The 16,075-nt window shown below is 74.3% G+C and carries 12 protein-coding genes; 1 reads left to right on the forward strand and 11 read right to left on the reverse strand.

Annotation, left to right across the window (positions count from 1 at the left end):
• Window positions 1-7: 7 nt before the first annotated feature.
• The 6 genes from alaS to D7147_RS30565 all read right to left on the reverse strand — a co-directional run bounded on the left by alaS (window position 8) and on the right by D7147_RS30565 (window position 9,141).
• Window positions 8-2,686 (reverse strand): alanine--tRNA ligase, encoded by a 2,679-nt coding sequence (gene alaS, locus D7147_RS30530; RefSeq protein WP_120683917.1) that lies wholly within the window; start codon window positions 2,684-2,686, stop codon window positions 8-10.
• Window positions 2,683-2,988, reverse strand: a complete 306-nt coding sequence (locus tag D7147_RS30535) for a hypothetical protein (RefSeq protein WP_120683919.1) — start codon at window positions 2,986-2,988, stop codon at window positions 2,683-2,685. Before D7147_RS30535 ends, alaS begins: the two co-directional genes overlap by 4 nt.
• A gap of 31 nt (window positions 2,989-3,019) precedes the next feature.
• On the reverse strand, window positions 3,020-3,484 hold the full coding sequence (locus D7147_RS30540) for a DUF948 domain-containing protein (protein WP_120683921.1): 465 nt from the start codon (window positions 3,482-3,484) through the stop codon (window positions 3,020-3,022).
• Window positions 3,485-3,636: 152 nt separating this feature from the next.
• Window positions 3,637-4,263 carry a hypothetical protein gene (locus tag D7147_RS30545; protein ID WP_120684012.1) on the reverse strand — a complete coding sequence of 209 codons (627 nt, stop codon included), beginning with the start codon at window positions 4,261-4,263 and terminating at the stop codon, window positions 3,637-3,639.
• Window positions 4,264-7,151: 2,888 nt separating this feature from the next.
• On the reverse strand, window positions 7,152-8,795 hold the full coding sequence (locus D7147_RS30560) for a replication-associated recombination protein A (protein ID WP_120683928.1): 1,644 nt from the start codon (window positions 8,793-8,795) through the stop codon (window positions 7,152-7,154).
• Between the two features lie 136 nt (window positions 8,796-8,931).
• Window positions 8,932-9,141 carry a hypothetical protein gene (locus D7147_RS30565; RefSeq protein ID WP_120683930.1) on the reverse strand — a complete coding sequence of 70 codons (210 nt, stop codon included), beginning with the start codon at window positions 9,139-9,141 and terminating at the stop codon, window positions 8,932-8,934.
• Window positions 9,142-9,281: 140 nt separating this feature from the next.
• On the opposite strand from D7147_RS30565, the gene D7147_RS30570 reads away from it, so the two are divergent.
• On the forward strand, window positions 9,282-10,022 hold the full coding sequence (locus tag D7147_RS30570) for a GNAT family N-acetyltransferase (protein WP_120683932.1): 741 nt from the start codon (window positions 9,282-9,284) through the stop codon (window positions 10,020-10,022).
• A gap of 258 nt (window positions 10,023-10,280) precedes the next feature.
• Here the strand turns inward: D7147_RS30570 and D7147_RS30575 are convergent, their stop codons facing one another.
• The 5 genes from D7147_RS30575 to D7147_RS30595 all read right to left on the reverse strand — a co-directional run bounded on the left by D7147_RS30575 (window position 10,281) and on the right by D7147_RS30595 (window position 15,974).
• Window positions 10,281-11,675, reverse strand: a complete 1,395-nt coding sequence (locus tag D7147_RS30575; RefSeq protein WP_120683934.1) for an MFS transporter — start codon at window positions 11,673-11,675, stop codon at window positions 10,281-10,283.
• Window positions 11,672-12,271 carry a helix-turn-helix domain-containing protein gene (locus D7147_RS30580; RefSeq protein WP_120683936.1) on the reverse strand — a complete coding sequence of 200 codons (600 nt, stop codon included), beginning with the start codon at window positions 12,269-12,271 and terminating at the stop codon, window positions 11,672-11,674. Before D7147_RS30580 ends, D7147_RS30575 begins: the two co-directional genes overlap by 4 nt.
• Before the next feature lie 145 nt (window positions 12,272-12,416).
• Window positions 12,417-13,229: a sugar nucleotide-binding protein gene (locus tag D7147_RS30585; protein ID WP_120683938.1), complete on the reverse strand. Its 813-nt coding sequence runs from the start codon at window positions 13,227-13,229 to the stop codon at window positions 12,417-12,419.
• A 103-nt stretch (window positions 13,230-13,332) separates the two neighbouring features.
• Window positions 13,333-15,138 carry an aspartate--tRNA ligase gene (gene aspS, locus D7147_RS30590; protein WP_120683940.1) on the reverse strand — a complete coding sequence of 602 codons (1,806 nt, stop codon included), beginning with the start codon at window positions 15,136-15,138 and terminating at the stop codon, window positions 13,333-13,335.
• 134 nt (window positions 15,139-15,272) lie between these two features.
• The gene (locus D7147_RS30595; RefSeq protein ID WP_120683942.1) at window positions 15,273-15,974 is read right to left on the reverse strand and encodes a hypothetical protein; all 702 of its coding nucleotides are present in this window, start codon (window positions 15,972-15,974) and stop codon (window positions 15,273-15,275) included.
• Window positions 15,975-16,075: the final 101 nt, after the last annotated feature.

Here is a 16,075-nt window from a genome sequence, read left to right on the forward strand (position 1 = left end):
TCGCCGATCACGCCTCGGCGATCGCCTTCTCGACAGTGAGCAACAGGTTCGGCGCCTCGGCCGCCGGCAGGCCACCGCCCTGGGCCAGGTCGGGGCTTCCGCCGCCGCGGCCCGAGAACGCCGCCTTCACCAGATCGGACGCGGCCAGACCCCGCGAGCGGGCCGCCTGGTTCACCGCGACCACCAGCGACGCCTTGCCGTTGCTGCGGGCCGCCACCGCGACCACCGCCGGACGAGCCGGATCGATCTTGCCGCGGATCTCCTGGGCCAGGGTCCGCACGTCGTTGCCGCCCGCGCCCTCCGGCGCCTCGGTGCCCACGTAGGCGACCCCGTGCACGTCCTTCGCCTGCGCGGCCAGCGCGCTCGCGCCCCCCAGCACCAGTTGGGCGCGGAGCTTCTCCAGCTCCTTCTCCGCGTCCCGCAGCTGCGTGACGGTCTGCTCCACCCGGTCGGCGACCTGCTCCGACGGCACCCGGTAGAGCTCGGCGAGGCGGGAGACCAGCAGGTGCTCCCGGGCCAGGAAGTTGAACGCGTCCATCCCGACCAGAGCCTCGACCCGGCGTACGCCCGAACCGATCGACGACTCGGAGAGGATCTTCACGAGGCCGAGCTGCGCGGAGCGGGCCACGTGCGTGCCGCCGCACAGCTCCCGGGCGTAGTCGCCCACCTCGACGACCCGCACCTGCTCGCCGTACTTCTCGCCGAAGAGGGCCATCGCCCCGATCCGGCGCGCCTCGTCCAGCGAGGTGATGAAGGCGTGCACCTCCATGTCGGCCAGCAGCACCTCGTTGACCTGCTGCTCCACATCCCGCAGCACGCTCGGCGACACCCCGGTGGGGGTGTTGAAGTCGAACCGCAGCCGGCCCGGGGCGTTCAGCGACCCGGCCTGGGTCGCCGACTCGCCGAGGAAGTTACGCATCGTCTGGTGCACGAGGTGGGTCGCGGTGTGCGAGCGGGAGATGGCCCGCCGCCGGCTCGTGTCGATCTCGGCGTAGGCGCTCTCGCCCGGACGCACCTCGCCGCGGATGACCCGCGCCCGGTGCACGATCAGGCCGGGCACCGGCTGCTGAACGTCGAGCACCTCGAGCTGACCGCCGCCGACGGTGATCAGGCCGTGGTCCGGCTGCTGGCCGCCGCCCTCCGCGTAGAACGGGGTGGTGTCGAGCACCAGCTCGACCAGCTCACCCTCGACCGCCGCGCCGAGCGGGCCGGTCCCGCCGAGCAGCGCCCGCACCCGGGACTCACGGGACACCTCGCTGTAACCGGTGAACTCCACCGGCCCCTCCGCGTCGAGCACCGACCGGTACGCCGACAGGTCGGTGTGCCCGGTCTTGCGGGCCTGCGCGTCGGCCTTCGCCCGGGCCCGCTGGTCGGCCATCAACCGGCGGAAGCCCTCCGCGTCGACCTGCAGACCCTGCTCCGCCGCGATCTCCAACGTCAGATCGATCGGGAAACCGTACGTGTCATGCAGCTGGAACGCCTTCTCACCGGTGAGCGCCGCCCGCCCCGCGCTACGAGTCTCAGCGATCGCCGTGTCCAGGATCGTGGTACCCGCCCGCAGCGTGGACAGGAACGCGTCCTCCTCCGCGTACGCATAGTCGGCGATCCGCTCGAAATCGGTCGCCAACTCCGGATACGACGGCGCCATGCAGTCCCGCGCCACCGGCAGCAACTCCGGCAACGCCCGCTCCTGCCAGCCGAGCAGCCGCACCGCCCGGATCGCCCGCCGCATGATCCGGCGCAGCACATAGCCCCGCCCCTCATTCGACGGGGTGACACCGTCGCCGATCAGCATCAACGCGGTACGCACGTGATCCGCGATCACCCGCAACCGCACGTCGTCCGGATGCGACTCACTGGCCACGTGGCTGGAGCCCGCGCCGTAACGCTTGCCGGTCAGCTCCGCCGCGCGGTCCAGGATCGGCCGCACCTCGTCGATCTCGTACAGGTTGTCGACACCCTGCAGGATCGAGGCCATCCGCTCCAGGCCCATGCCGGTGTCGATGTTCTTCGCCGGCAGCTCACCCAGGATCGGGTAGTCCTCCTTGCCGACGCCCGGACCCCGCTCGAACTGCATGAAGACCAGGTTCCAGAACTCCATGTAGCGGTCCTCGTCGACCGCCGGGCCGCCCTCCCGGCCGTACTGCGGACCACGGTCGTAGAACAACTCCGACGACGGACCGCACGGGCCGGGGATACCCATCGACCAGAAATTGTCCGCCTTGCCACGACGCACGATCCGCTCCGCCGGCACCCCCACCGAACGCCAGATCTCGAACGCCTCGTCATCGTCCAGGTAGATCGTCGGCCAGATCCGCTCCGGATCCAGACCGAAACCGCCCTGCTCCTGCGACGTGGTCACCAGATCCCAGGCCAGCGGAATCGCCCCGGCCTTGAAGTAGTCACCGAAGGAGAAGTTGCCGTTCATCTGGAAGAACGTGCCATGCCGACTGGTCTTACCGACCTCGTCGATGTCCGGCGTACGAATGCACTTCTGCACACTCACCGCCCGCCGATACGGCGCAGCCTGCTGCCCCAGGAAATACGGAACGAACTGCACCATGCCGGCGTTGACGAACAACAAGTTCGGATCGCTGATGGCGGGCAGCGGAGCGGACGGCACCACGGCGTGACCGTTCGCCTCGAAGTGCGCGAGGTACCGCCGCTTGATCTCCGCCGTCTTCATCGCTGGTGTTCCTCCGGAAAGATCTCTCGATCGCCGATCCGCGGGTCCTCCCGCAGTTCGGCGAAGTTGTCGTCGAACGCCTCGCCGTGCGCGAACGCCTCGTGAATCTCCTGCTCGCGCTCGGCCATCCCGACCCGGACGTCCGCCACGAAGCTACGCAACGACCCGGTCAGGTCGCCAGCAGATTGTGACAGCGTGCTCGCGATGCCGGCCGGGGTGTACGACTGTGCGGTGCGGGTCACCTTGCGGACCACCACCACGCCGACGGCCAGCCCGATGCCCAGCCAGAACAAACGTCTCATGTTCCTCCGCGCCCTCCGCTCGCGCCGACGGTCAGTGCTCGACCTTGCGGGCGGTCCGCCGCCGCTGCTGCTTGATGGTGTCGCGCACCTCACGCTCGGTCTCCGCGTGCCGGCGCGCAGCAGCCGCCTTGCGTACGCCGTAGCCGAAGGCGGCGACCTTCACCAGCGGGTTCGCCGCGGCCGCGGAGACCACGGCGACAAGGTTGGCGACGTTGGCGGTGACGTTCTGGGCGTGCCCGGTCATCGTGTCGACCTTGGCCAGCTGGAGGTTGACCCCGTCGAGGGAGGTCTGCACCTGCTCCAGAGTGGCGTTGACGTTCCTCACCGTGGTGTTCACGTCACCGAGCAGCGGACCGGTCCGGTCGCTCAGGTCGTTGATCATCCGGGTGGTGGCGTCCACGGTGTGCCGCAGCCGCAGGATGGGCAGGGTCAGGATCAACACCAGCATCGCGAACGCGATCGCCGCGATCAGCGCCGCGATCTCCAAAATGCCCACGCCTGTCCTCCTCGAGCAGAACTACACCGAACCGGACGTCCCCGGAAACGCGCGACCGTTACGCCCGCACCGCCGCTCCACGACCGTTGCCGGTCAGCGGGCGCGGGCGGGCCTGCCAGCCCCAGACCCTACCGTCCGTGATGGAATTCGGCTCACGACGGTGAGGGAGTCAGCTCGCCGAGCGGATCCCCGCTCAGCGTCGGTAGCGGCTCATCCCCGGTCAGGGACGGGTCGGTGCTGGGCAGCGGCCGGGTCCGCTCGTCGTCGATCGCGTTACGGACCTTCACCGACACCAACGATCCGGTACACGTCTGCGCATCGGTCGACGGGTCGGGAGAGGGCACGATCGCCGGCTCCCCGTCGACCGGTGGCGGTACGCAGGCCGGCGCGCGCACCCAGAGGTCGAGGGTGAGCTCGTCCCTGCGCCAGCAGGTGTAACTGCCCTTCTCCTGCTGCTGGGCCGGGCACATGGCCACCTTCCACGGGCGCCAGCCGTCCTGCCGCAGCGCCTGCTCGTACACCTGCACCGTCTCCTCGGGAGACCGCTCGGACGTGACGGTGCGTTCCCGCAACCGGCACTCGATGAGGCACCAACGGCTGCCGCTGACGTCGTCGTCCGTCTTCGCCGTCGCCCAACCCGGCACGTCCAGCGCGTCGAGGGTGTCGAAGACCGGGTCGCGGCTGATCGTGCGGAACCCGAAGAAGAGCGGCACCGCTCCGAGCAGCACCAGGCTGATCAGCGCCAGCGCGGCCATCCGCAGCCGCCGGCGTTCGCGCATCTGTCGGCGCAGCTCCGAGCGGGCGCCGCTCAGCCCGCCGGAGGACGCACCGGCCACGTCGGAGTCGGCGGCGTCGCGCAGCGCCGGCACGTCCACCGGCTGGGGGTGCGCGACCTCCGGCTCCGGGCCGGGCGGCGGCACGACGGCCGCAGCCCGGGCGGTCACCGGCGACTCCGCCGGGTGAGCGGAGACCGGCGACACACCCGACGGTTCGGGCCGACCCGGGTCCCGCTGCGGCGGCAGGGCGCGGCCGGCGGCCCGATCGTCCGACTCCGGCCGCCCCACGGCGGCGGAGCGTCGGACCATGGGACGGCCGTGCTCGTCCACACCGCCGGCCGGCCGGGCCGGACCGTCCGGACCGGACCGTCCGGCCACATCGGGCCGGGGCGGACCGTCGGGGCGGGCCGCGCCACGGGCCGGACCGTCGGCTCCGGTGCGGGCCCCGCCCCGTGCCGGGGCGGGCGGGACTTCCTGGCCGGGTACGACCTCCGGGCCGGGAACGGGTCGGGCCGCGCCGGGAACGGGTCGGGCCGGGCCGTCCGGCCCCGGACCGCGGGGCGGGCCGTCCGGCCCTGGGCGCGGAGCCGGCTCGGGCGTCGGTGCGGGACGAGCCGCCCCACGGGCCGGTGCGTCGGGACCCGGCCGCGGACCGGGTTCGGGGCCGGGGCGAGCCGCGCCACGGGGCGGAGCCTGCCGGCCGGGCTCGGAACCGGGACCCGGACCGGGGCGAGCTGCCCCACGGGGCGGACCATCCGGTCCCGGCTCCACAGCGGGGCCGGAGCGGGCGGCCCCACGGGGCGGACCGTCCGGGCCGGGCGCGGGGCGGGCCGGGGCACGGCCCGGCGTCGAGGGGCCGGCGGGGGCGCCGGAGGTGGGTTCCCCGGTCGCCGAGCGACCGGCGGCCGGTCGGCCGGGTCGGGCAGCGCCACGCGGGTCGTCGCCCGGACGGGGCGGCACGGCGGAGCGGCCGAGCGGCTCGTCCCGCGTCGGCTCCTCCGACGCGCCGTGCCGGGCACCGGCGGGGCCGTCGGCGGGCTTGGCACCGCGCGCCGCGCTCGGCCGTTCACCGGTCGGCTCGTCGGCCGGCGGTACCGCGGCGCGAGCGCCACGACGCCCGCTCGCGCGACCAGGCGCGCGATCCTGACCGGGCGGGACGAGACCGGGAGCCGGTCGCCTGCCGGTGGACCGGTCCGAGGCCGGCGGCGCGGGCGGCGTCGCCGCGCCGGCTTCGATCACCGGATGCTGGTCGGTGTGCGGTGTCCGGCCGGCCTGCCGGAGCCAGTCGGCGGGACGCTCGGGGCGCTCGCCGCGGGTGGCCTCGGCGTCCGGCTCCGGACGACGGCCGCTGGCCGGATCCTTCTCCTCCGCGGCCCTGCGGCGACCCGGAGCGCGGCCGGCCTCGTCGGCCGGGCGGCGGCCGACCGCGACGTCGGACTCCTCCGGCACCGGAACGTGGTGTGCGCCGGTCTCCGTCTCCTCCGGAGCCGCCCGCCGGCGGCGCCCGCCGCGACCGGAGGCCGGCTCGGCTGCGCGGGGTTCTCCCGGGACCGTTCGGTTGTCGCTCGTCGGCTCGTCGGGCTCGGGCGCCCGGCGGCGGCCGCCCGGGGCGGACGCCTCACCGACTACCGGCACGGCGCCTGACGGCCCCGACGTCGATGCGGCCCCCCGGCGGCGCGGGTTGGCCCGCCGCTCGGGCGCCGCGGCCGGGCCGGACGCCGGCTCCGCGCTGAGCGACGGATTCGTCGCCGTCGAGCGGTCGGCGGGGCCGGGGGGCGCGGCGGCCCGGGCCGGGTCGGTCGGGTCGGCGGCCGCGCGCCGTCCCACGGGCGCGCCTTCGCCGGTCCGGGTGTGTTCCGCACCGGCGCGCCGTCGGGGCGGTGTCGTCTCGGGTCGCTGCCCGAACGGCGCACCGGAGGTCGGGTGCCCGGGTGCCCCCGGCGCGCCGGGGACGGGGTGTGCGGGGGGTGCGGCGGGGCCGCCGGGGGGCGGCACCGCGGCGGCAGCGCGGCCGGCGGACGGGCCGGTGGGCCCGGCCGGGTCGCCGCCGGGCCGTGCCGGGCCGAACGGGGCCGGCGGGCTGCCTGGGACCGGGCCCGGCGGCGGGCCGATCGGCTCACCCGAGCCCGGCCGGGGACCCGCCGTGCGGGGCTGCGGACCGGTCGGCCCACCCACGTTCGGACGAGCTTGCGGACCCGTCGGCCCACCCACGTTCGGACGAGCCTGCGGACCCGTCGGCCCACCGACGTTCGGACGAGCCTGCGGGCCAGTCGACCCACCCGCGCTCGGACGAGCCTGCGGACCCGTCGGCCCACCGACGTTCGGGTGCGGGCCGGTGCCCGCTACCGGTACGGCGCCACGGCCGGGCTGGCCGGGGGCGCCCGGCCCGGCAATGGGTGGTTGCGGCGCGGCTGCGCCGGGGCGGGCCTGCTGCGGCGCGGCCGGTGCGGGACCGGGCACGTCGGACGGGGGCGCGGAGGGTCGCTGCTCCGGCCGACGGGCAGCCGGCTGTGGCTCCGGCGCGCCGGGCCACGGCCCGTCCACCGGGCGCGGCCGCGGGCCGGGGGTCTCCGGGCCGCCACGACGCACGGGCGGCGCGGCCGGCGGCACCGGCGCTCCGGCGGGCGGTGGGCCCTCCGGTCCGGGCCGGCCGGCCGGCGCTCGACCAGCACCCCGGGGTGCGGCCGGCGCGGATCCGTCCGGCGCGTCGGGCCCCAGCTCGGCCCGCTGCTGCTTGGCCGACCGCAGGTCGTCGATCCAGCCGAACTCCTCGCCGCTGACCGGCTCCTCCGGTTCGGCCTCGGCCCGGTTCCGTCCCCAGCGGCGGCCCTTGGCGCGGGGATCGCGCCGCTCGTCGGGGCCGTCCTCCGGTCGCTCCGCACCACGCGATCTCACTGCTGACCCTCTCCGACGGCTGGCCTGCCGCCATCTTTCTCCGCGTCGGCGTCGCGCGCCCCCATCGTCCGGCCGCCGTTGGCCGCCGTAGCGGTCGGCGCGGGTCGGACCGCCTGGGTCGCCGCCGGCGAAGCCACCGCCGGATCGTCCGAAGCTTGCTCCGGCCCGCTCCCCCGGCCGTCCGCCGGGTCCGGCGCCGACGCGGCAGGGGCATCGGAGCGCATCGTGGGCGCATCCGTCGCCTCGGGGCGGGTGACCGGGGTGGGCAGGCCGCGCACGATACGGCGCAGCAGCGGCAGCCGCCCGGCCACCGCCCGCTCCGCGCCGTGCTGGGTCGGCCGGTAGTAGTCGGTGCCGACGAGGTCGTCCGGCACGTACTGCTGGGTGAGCACGCCCCGCTGATCGTCGTGCGGGTAGCGGTAGCCGGTGCCGTGGCCGAGACCGCGGGCGCCGGCGTAGTGGGCGTCGCGCAGGCCGCGGGGCACCGGGCCACCCCGCCCGGCCCGTACGTCGGCCATCGCCGCACCGATCGCGCTGGTCGCCGAGTTCGACTTCGGCGCCGTGGCCATGTGGATCACGGCCTGGGCGAGGTTGAGCTGCACCTCCGGCAGACCCACGTACTCCACGGCGTGCGCGGCGGCGGTCGCCACGCTCAACGCGCTGGGGTCGGCCATGCCGACGTCCTCGCTCGCGAAGATCACCAGGCGGCGGGCGATGAACCGGGCGTCCTCACCGGCCACCAGCATCCGCGCGAGCCAGTGCAGCGCGGCGTCGACGTCCGAACCGCGCATGCTCTTGATGAACGCGCTGATCACGTCGTAGTGCGCGTCGCCGTCCCGGTCGTAGCGGACGGCCGCCACGTCGACCGCCTGTTCGGCGGTGCCGAGGTCGATCCGTCCGGTGCCCAGGGCTCCGGCCGAGGCCGCCGCGGCCTCCAGGGCGGTCAGCGCCTTGCGTACGTCGCCGGCGGCGAGCCGGACGAGGTGGTCCTCGGCGGCCGGCTCCAGGACCAGCGCACCGGCGAGGCCCCGTTCGTCGGTGACCGCCCGGCGCAGCAGCCCGCGGACCGCGTCGTCGTCCAGCGGTTGCAGGGTGAGCAGCACGCACCGCGACAGCAGCGGCGAGATGACCGAGAAGTACGGGTTCTCGGTGGTGGCCGCGAGCAGCGTGACGGTGCGGTCCTCGACGGCGGCGAGCAGTGAGTCCTGCTGGGTCTTGCTGAACCGGTGCACCTCGTCGATGAAGAGCACGGTCTGCGGGCCGCCGCTGCGGCGCTGCCGGCGAGCCGAGTCGATCACCGCCCGGACGTCCTTGACCCCGGCCGAGAGCGCCGACATGGCGACGAACCGGCGGTCGGTGGCCCGGGCGACCAGGTGCGCGATGGTGGTCTTGCCGCTGCCCGGCGGTCCCCAGAGGATGACCGACATGGGAGCACCACCGGAGACCAGCTGCCGCAGCGGCGCACCGGGCGCGAGCAGGTGCTCCTGCCCCACCAACTCATCGAGGCTCGCCGGGCGCATCCGGACGGGTAGGGGCGAATCCGGCCCCACGTCGGTGAATCCGTCGGCACCACCGGAACCCGCGGGGGCGCTGGGCGCTCCGGCGGGCTCGCCGAGGGAGAACAGGGCGTCGGACTGCATCACGAGAACAGTACCGGGCCGGGCCGGTGACGCCGGAATCGCGCCACGGACCCGACCCGTACTGATCGGTTCCGGTCAGAGACTGTCGTGAAACCCTGGACTCGCCGCAGCCGCCGCGGGGTTTCTCGACAGTCTCCTAACCACGGCCCGGTCGACGGCCCCGGTACCAGCGTCCGCCGCCGCCACCGGGGCCGCGGCCGACACCGGCCAGGTAGAGCGAGAGCAGCAGCAGCCCGACGAGCACCAGGGTGTTCCAGTTGAACAGGTCCGGCGCTCCGAAGTTGGTGTCCATCAGGTCGAGCAGCAGGGCGAAGCCGAATACGATCGCCGCGAGAATGGCGAGCATGACGTCCTCCGGTGGGGGTTCCCAGTAGGTTGTCGCCGGATGTACCCGATCGGACCGCTCGTCAATCTCCACCGTGGACAACCCGACCCGGTTCGGGCACCGACGGCAGCGCCTCCCCCGTCGCCTCCTAGGCTGAGTGCATGATCATCGCCGACCAGATCCTCGACGGTCGGGCCGCCGTCCTGGCCGCCACCGGCCACCACCCGTACGCCCGGCACTCGCTCGGGCGCGACAGCGAGCCGCGGGGCTGGCAGCGCGACGGCGCCGTGGTGTGGGTGCTGCCGGCGGGGCACGGGCCGGCGGTGGCGGCCCTGGGCGCGGCCGGGCCGGCCCTGGACGTCTGCGCCGACCTGATCGCCGAGGGCGTACTCGGGACGGGCCAGTGGCTGAACCTGCCCCGGATCGACCCGGCGGGCCTCACCGACCGGCTGCCGGTGGCGCAACGCGACGAGTGGCACTTCCTCTGGACCACGCAGGCGCCCCCGCCCCAGCCCGGCGAGGAGGAGGTCGTCCGCCTCACCGAGTCGGACTACCCGGCGCTCACCGCCCTGATCGACGAGGCGTTCCCGAGCACCACCTCCCGGCCCGGCGCGCCGGGGGTTGTCGGCTGGTACGGCATCCGCGACGGCGACCGCCTCGTCGCCTGCGGGGCGGACCGCAGCCGGGGTGACATCGGCTTCCTCGCCGGGTTGACCGTCGCCCCGCAGCAGCGCGGCCGTGGCCTCGGCGCGGCGCTCACCGCCGCGATGACCCGGGCGCTGATCGCCCGGTACGACCAGGCCGCGCTCGGCGTCTACCTGGTCAACGTCGGCGCGATCCGGCTCTACCGCCGCCTCGGCTTCACCAACACGGCGACCCGCACCTCCCTGCGTCTCGCCTGAGCCCGCCGGACGGCCCGGCACGGCCCGGCACGGCCCGGCACGGCCCGGCACGGCCCGGCACGGCCCGGCACGGCCCGGCGGCCCGGCCCGGAACGGCGCGGCGCGGCCCGGCGCGGCGCGGCGGCGCGGCGCGGCGCGGCCCGGCGCGGCGGCGCGGCGGCAAGGTGATCGACTCGAGTTCCCTGATGTCGGGGCATCCCCGTCGAGGGACACCGCGACTTCAATGAACCCGAGTCGATCACCCCGGCCTGCCGGACTTCAACCCGCCGACCCGACCACCGGGGCCCCGTCGCTCGCCGACGATCGGACGTCGACCGGACCGCCGGACGACGGCGGCGTAGGACCAGGCACCGGCGGCGTGGGGTCGGACGACGGCGGCGTGGGGTCGGCCGGGGCCGGCGGGCCCGTCTCCTCGACGGGCCGCCGGCCGGAGCGCCAGGCGGGTAGGTAGAGCGGCGCGGCCACGGCGAGCACCACCGCGCCGACCAGCATCGCGGTCGTGACGCTCGACCGGTCGGCGAGCGCGGTGAGCAGCACGGCGCCGACCGCGAAGCCGGGCTGGCCCATCATCGAGTTCAGCGAGATGACACTGGTCCGGTAGGGGCCGTCGACCTGCCGGTGCAGCAGGCCCACGTGCAGCGGGTTCGACGCGCCGTGCACGGTGTAGCAGGCCAGGTACGCGACGAGCACCCCGACGGGGCCGGCGAGGAACCCCATGCCGACGACCGTCACCCCCTGGGCGATCCGCAGCAGCGCGGCACCGGGCGCCGCGCCCGGCCAGCGCAGCAGGAGCGGGGTCAGCGCCGCGCCGGCCGCCGAGGCCAGCCAGGCCGCCGAGTTCGCCGGCCCGAGCAGCGCCGCCGCCCGGTCCGCGTCGCCGACCACCTCGGAGAGGCGTACGGGCAGCAGCGACTCGAACGTGACCATGCCGAAGCCCCAGAAGAGTTCGACGGCGACCAGGGCGAGCAGCACCCGGGAGCGGCGCAGCAGGCCGGCCGCCTGCCCGATCATCCGGGGGGCCTCGACGATCGACGCCCGCAGCGCGCCGCGGCCCTTGGCGGGACCCACCTCTTTCAGCAGCACGAGCAGGAACCCGATCGCGACCGCCTGCAGCGCGGCGGCGACCAGGACGGGCACGGTGAGCGCGCTGACCGGCCCCATCGGGCCGAGGGCGATCAGACCGCCGCTGAGCAGCGCTCCGGCGCTGATCGCCACGCCGATGACGGTGCCGGCGTAGCCGAGGCCGGGCTCGTAGACGGCGTCGGGGTCGGCGGCGAGGGTGGCGTCGACGTACCACGACTCGAGTGGGCCGCTGTCCAGTGCTCGGAAGACGCCCTGCATCGCCCAGACCAGGAAGAAGAGCGCGAACGAGTCGGCCACCGCGAAGACCAGCAGCGAGACGAGGCCCAGCAGCCAGGCCACCAGCAGGACGGGGCGCCGGCCGAGGGCGTCGGCGAGCCCGCCGGTGGGCAGCTCCAGCACCAGTACGACCACCCCCTGGGCAACGGTGACCAGGCCGATCTGGGAGAGCGAGAGCCCACGCTCCTGCATCAGCAGGATCATCACCGGGATGGTCAGACCGGTGGGCAGCCAGCGCAGCCCGTGCAGCAGCAGGAAGCGGAACCGCACCTGGCGTACGGACAACGCGCTCATCGCGCACCCTCCGTCCAGGGGAAGGCGGCCAGGTAGACCTGCACCTGCCGAGCGTCCGGCGCGTCGGTCACCGACTCGTCGTGGTAGCGCATGATGACCTGCCACAGCTCGTCGTTGAGGGCCCGCAGCCGGGCCGGCGGGAGCGTCAGCACCATGTCGCTCATGCCGACGGCGTCCCGCCACTCCTTCGGGTGCTCCTCCGCGACCGCCATCCACCGCTCGGCCTGCTCGGCCATCAGCCGGACGTGGTTGGCCTCGATCCACCGCACCGCCGCCCGGGCGTCCGGGTCGTCGTCGAAGTCGGTGGGCTCGAAGTTGCTGATGTCGTGCACGGCCCGCCACCACCGTTGCCGGCCGGTGCCGAGGTCGGGGTCCTCGGCGACCAGCCCGACGTCGGCGAGTTGCCGCAGGTGGTAGCTGGTCGCTCCGGTGTTGGTGTCGAGCTTGTCGGCCAGGGCGGTCGCCGTTGCCGGCCCGTCGACGCGCAGCGTGCCGAGCAGGCGCATGCGCAGCGGGTGGGCGAGGACGCGGATCTGCCGGGCGTCGAGCTGTACCTCGCGCGGCGCGGGCCGATCGGTGCGGGGAGCGTCGGACATGCATGCACAATATCTGTGCATAAGATGTGTGCACAAGTCTTGTGCAGAAGATTTGTGCACACGCCGGGCGGTCGATTGCACGGAGTGCGGGTCGGGCGAAGTACGGGCCGCCGCGCGGAGTACCGGCCGCGCGGTCCGGCGGGGGTCAGACGGCGAGGAGTTCGCGTACGCCGCGCAGCCGCGTACGCAGCAGGGCGGTGGCGCGGGTGAAGTCGAGGCGTACCTCGGTGGGGCGCACCACGCCGACCTCGACGCCGGTGGTGGTCTTCAACAGGGTCGGGTCGAGGCCCTCCCGGCGGGCCACCAGCAGGCCGAGTTCGGCGCGGCTGACGGCGTCCGCCCCGGCCACGTTGAGTGTGCCGGCGTAGTCGCTGCCGGCCAGTTCCAGCACCGCGCCGGCGAGGTCGTCGACGTCGATCGGGCAGCGGAGTTCGTCGGTGAAGAGGGCGGCCCGCCCGGCGAGCGCGTCCCGGCAGAGCTGGATCTGCTTGCTCCGCTCCCCCAGGATCAGCGACGTCCGGACCAGCGCCGCGGCCGGATCGATCACCCGTACCGCGGTCTCGGCCGCCGCCTTCGCGGCCCCGTACGCGAAGATCGGGGTGGGTGGCTCGTCGTCCCCGTACGGCTCGGAGCGGCCGGCGTGCAGCGCGTCGCTGGAGATGTGCACGAGCCGGGCACCCACCTCGGCGGCGGCGTACGCGATGTGCGCCGCCCCGTCGGCGGTCACCGCCCAGTCCCCGTAGCGGTAGGGCGTGCCGATGACCACCGTGGGCCGGATCCGCGCGACCAGGTCCCGGACCGCGGCCCGGTCGGTGACGTCGAGCCGGTGCGCCTCGACGCCGGCGATCTCGACGACGCCCGAGTGGTACGTCCCCACCACCCGTTCACCCGCGGCAACCGCCTGCCGGCAGACCTCCGCCCCCAGGAACCCACTCGCCCCCGCCACCAGAACCGTCACGCCACGCCCTCCTCAACCCAGGTGATCAAGAGGTTTGCGTCATCCTGACACGCGATCATGACGCAAACCTCTTGATCGCCAAGCCGCTCCGCCAGCGTGGGGATCAGGTCGGGTCGGCGACGGGGGCGGCCGGGCCGGCGGTGCCGACCTGCGGCGCCGCCTGCGGCTTCGGCTTGGCGTCGATGCCCGCCTCGGTGCGCTGCTGCGCGGTGATCGGCGTCGGCGCGCCGGTGAGCGGGTCGAAGCCACCCCGGGTCTTCGGGAAGGCGATCACCTCGCGGATGGAGTCCGCGCCGGCGAGCAGCATGCAGACCCGGTCCCAGCCGAAGGCGATGCCGCCGTGCGGCGGGGCGCCGTACTTGAACGCCTCCAGCAGGAAGCCGAACTTGTCCTGCGCCTCCTCCGGGGTGATGCCGAGCAGGTCGAAGACGCGCTGCTGCACGTCGCCCCGGTGGATACGGATCGAGCCGCCGCCGATCTCGTTGCCGTTGCAGACGATGTCGTACGCGTACGCCAGCGCCCGGTCCGGCGCCTCCTCGAAGCGGTCCACCCACTCGCCGTTCGGCGAGGTGAACGGGTGGTGCACGGCCGTCCAGCCGCACTCCTCCGTCTTCTCGAACATCGGCGCGTCGACCACCCAGCAGAACGCCCAGGCGCTCTCGTCGATGAGCCCGGACCGCTTGGCGATCTCGATCCGGGCCGCGCCGAGCAGCTCCTGTGCCTCGCGGGTGTTGGTGCTGGCGGCGAAGAAGACCGCGTCGCCCGGCTTCGCGCCGACGGCGTCGGCCAGCCCGGCCAGGTGCGCCTCGGAGAGGTTCTTCGCCACCGGGCCGCGCGCCTCACCGGTCTCGGCGTCGAGCACCACGTACGCGAGGCCACGCGCGCCGCGCGCCTTCGCCCAGTCCTGCCAGCCGTCCAGCTCCTTGCGGGTCTGGCTCGCGCCGCCCGGCATGACCACCGCGCCGACGTAGCCGCCGGCGTCGATCGCCCCGGCGAAGACGCGGAACTCGGTGCCGCGCAGGTAGTCGGTCAGCTCGGTCAGCTCGACGCCGTAGCGCAGGTCCGGCTTGTCGGAGCCGTAGCGGGCCATCGCGTCGTGCCAGGTGATCCGCGGGATGGGCCGGGAGATCTCGTAGCCGGCGAGGTCGGACCAGAGCTCGGAGACGATCGCCTCACCGAGGTCGATCACGTCGTCCTCGGTGACGAAGGACATCTCGATGTCGAGCTGGGTGAACTCGGGCTGCCGGTCGGCGCGGAAGTCCTCGTCCCGGTAGCAGCGGGCGATCTGGTAGTAGCGCTCCATGCCGCCCACCATGAGCAGCTGCTTGAACAGCTGGGGCGACTGCGGCAGCGCGTACCAGCTGCCCGGCTGCAGCCGGACCGGCACCAGGAAATCGCGGGCACCCTCGGGCGTCGAGCGGGTCAGCGTCGGAGTCTCGATCTCCAGGAAGTCCCGCTCGTGCAGCACCTTGCGGGCCAGCTGGTTGGCCCGCGAGCGCAGCCGCATGGCCTTCGCCGGGCCACCGCGCCGCAGGTCCAGGTAGCGGTACTTGAGCCGGATGTCGTCGCCCGCCTCGACCTGGTCGTCCACCGGCAGCGGCAGCGGCGCAGCCTCGGAGAGCACCTCCAGCTCGACGGCGGTGACCTCGACCTCACCGGTGGGCAGCTCCGGGTTCTCGTTGCCCTCCGGGCGGCGGGTCACCTCGCCGGTGACCTTCACGCAGAACTCGTTGCGCAGCGCGTGCGCGTCCTCCTCGCGGAACACCACCTGGACCACGCCGGAGCCGTCGCGCAGGTCGACGAAGATGACACCGCCGTGGTCGCGCCGGCGGGCCACCCAGCCGGCGAGCGTCACCGTGGTGCCGGCGTCCGTGGCGCGCAGGCTTCCGGCGTTGTGGGTACGGATCACGGCTTGCGTCTCCTCGTCACTGATCGGGCTGCCCCCGCATTCTGTCAGCTCGTCGGAGTGCGCTCCGCGCCACCCGGCAACCCGGTGTGGGAGATCATTCGCCGCATGTTGGTGTGCCACCGGCCCGCCCGGGCTCAGGCGTCCGGGATGTCCCAGGCGGTCACCTGGACCGTCGTCGCCCCGTCGTTGGCCACGCCCATCACCTCGATCAGCACCATCCGCCATTCGTCCCCGCTCGCCCGAGCCCTGCCGTAGTCGGTCGTGATACAGAGCGCGGCGCCTTTGCGTACCGGCACCGGCGCTCCTTCCCCGACGGGCGCGATGCGGATCTTGTCCGCGCAGTCCTGCGGGCCCATTCCGGACTCGGCCGCGTCGCTGCCCTCGACTCCGTCGCCGAGCCGGAACACCGTCGGGTCACCCCCGCACCCCATGACAAGGCGCAGGTCCGCGCCGGTGTCCTCGTTCTGCGCCCGCGGCTCGTCCAGGTCGGCGTACATCGAGTAGCCGCACCTCGTTTTCAGAATGAGCGTCTGCTTGTCGTACTTCGGCCGGTAGACGGTCCGCTCGTTGAGCAACGGCGCCTCGCCAGGGCTCCGAGGGTTGGCCGGGGTGGGTGCGTCAACGGTGGCGGACTCCTCAGGCGTTGCCGTCTCGCCGCCGGACGCCGACGACGGTGTGGGATCCTGAGCCGGTTGGCCGAGCGCGGTCGTCTTCGCGTCCTCGGCTCGGTCGACGGCCCGCCACGCGAAGCCGAACGCACCGAACGCCACGAGCAACGCCAGCGTCGCGACGCCGACCGCGAGCAGGGCTATCCGGTGGCCGGCCGGACGAGCCACGCGAGGTGGTTGGGGCCCGGCGGGCTCGGTCGAACCCGGAACCGATTGGCCGGCAAAGTTGTGCGATCCGCGCGGCTCGCTCACGAGCACACCTCCGAGAA

This window comes from Micromonospora musae, assembly GCF_003626545.1.
GTDB lineage: Bacteria > Actinomycetota > Actinomycetes > Mycobacteriales > Micromonosporaceae > Micromonospora > Micromonospora musae.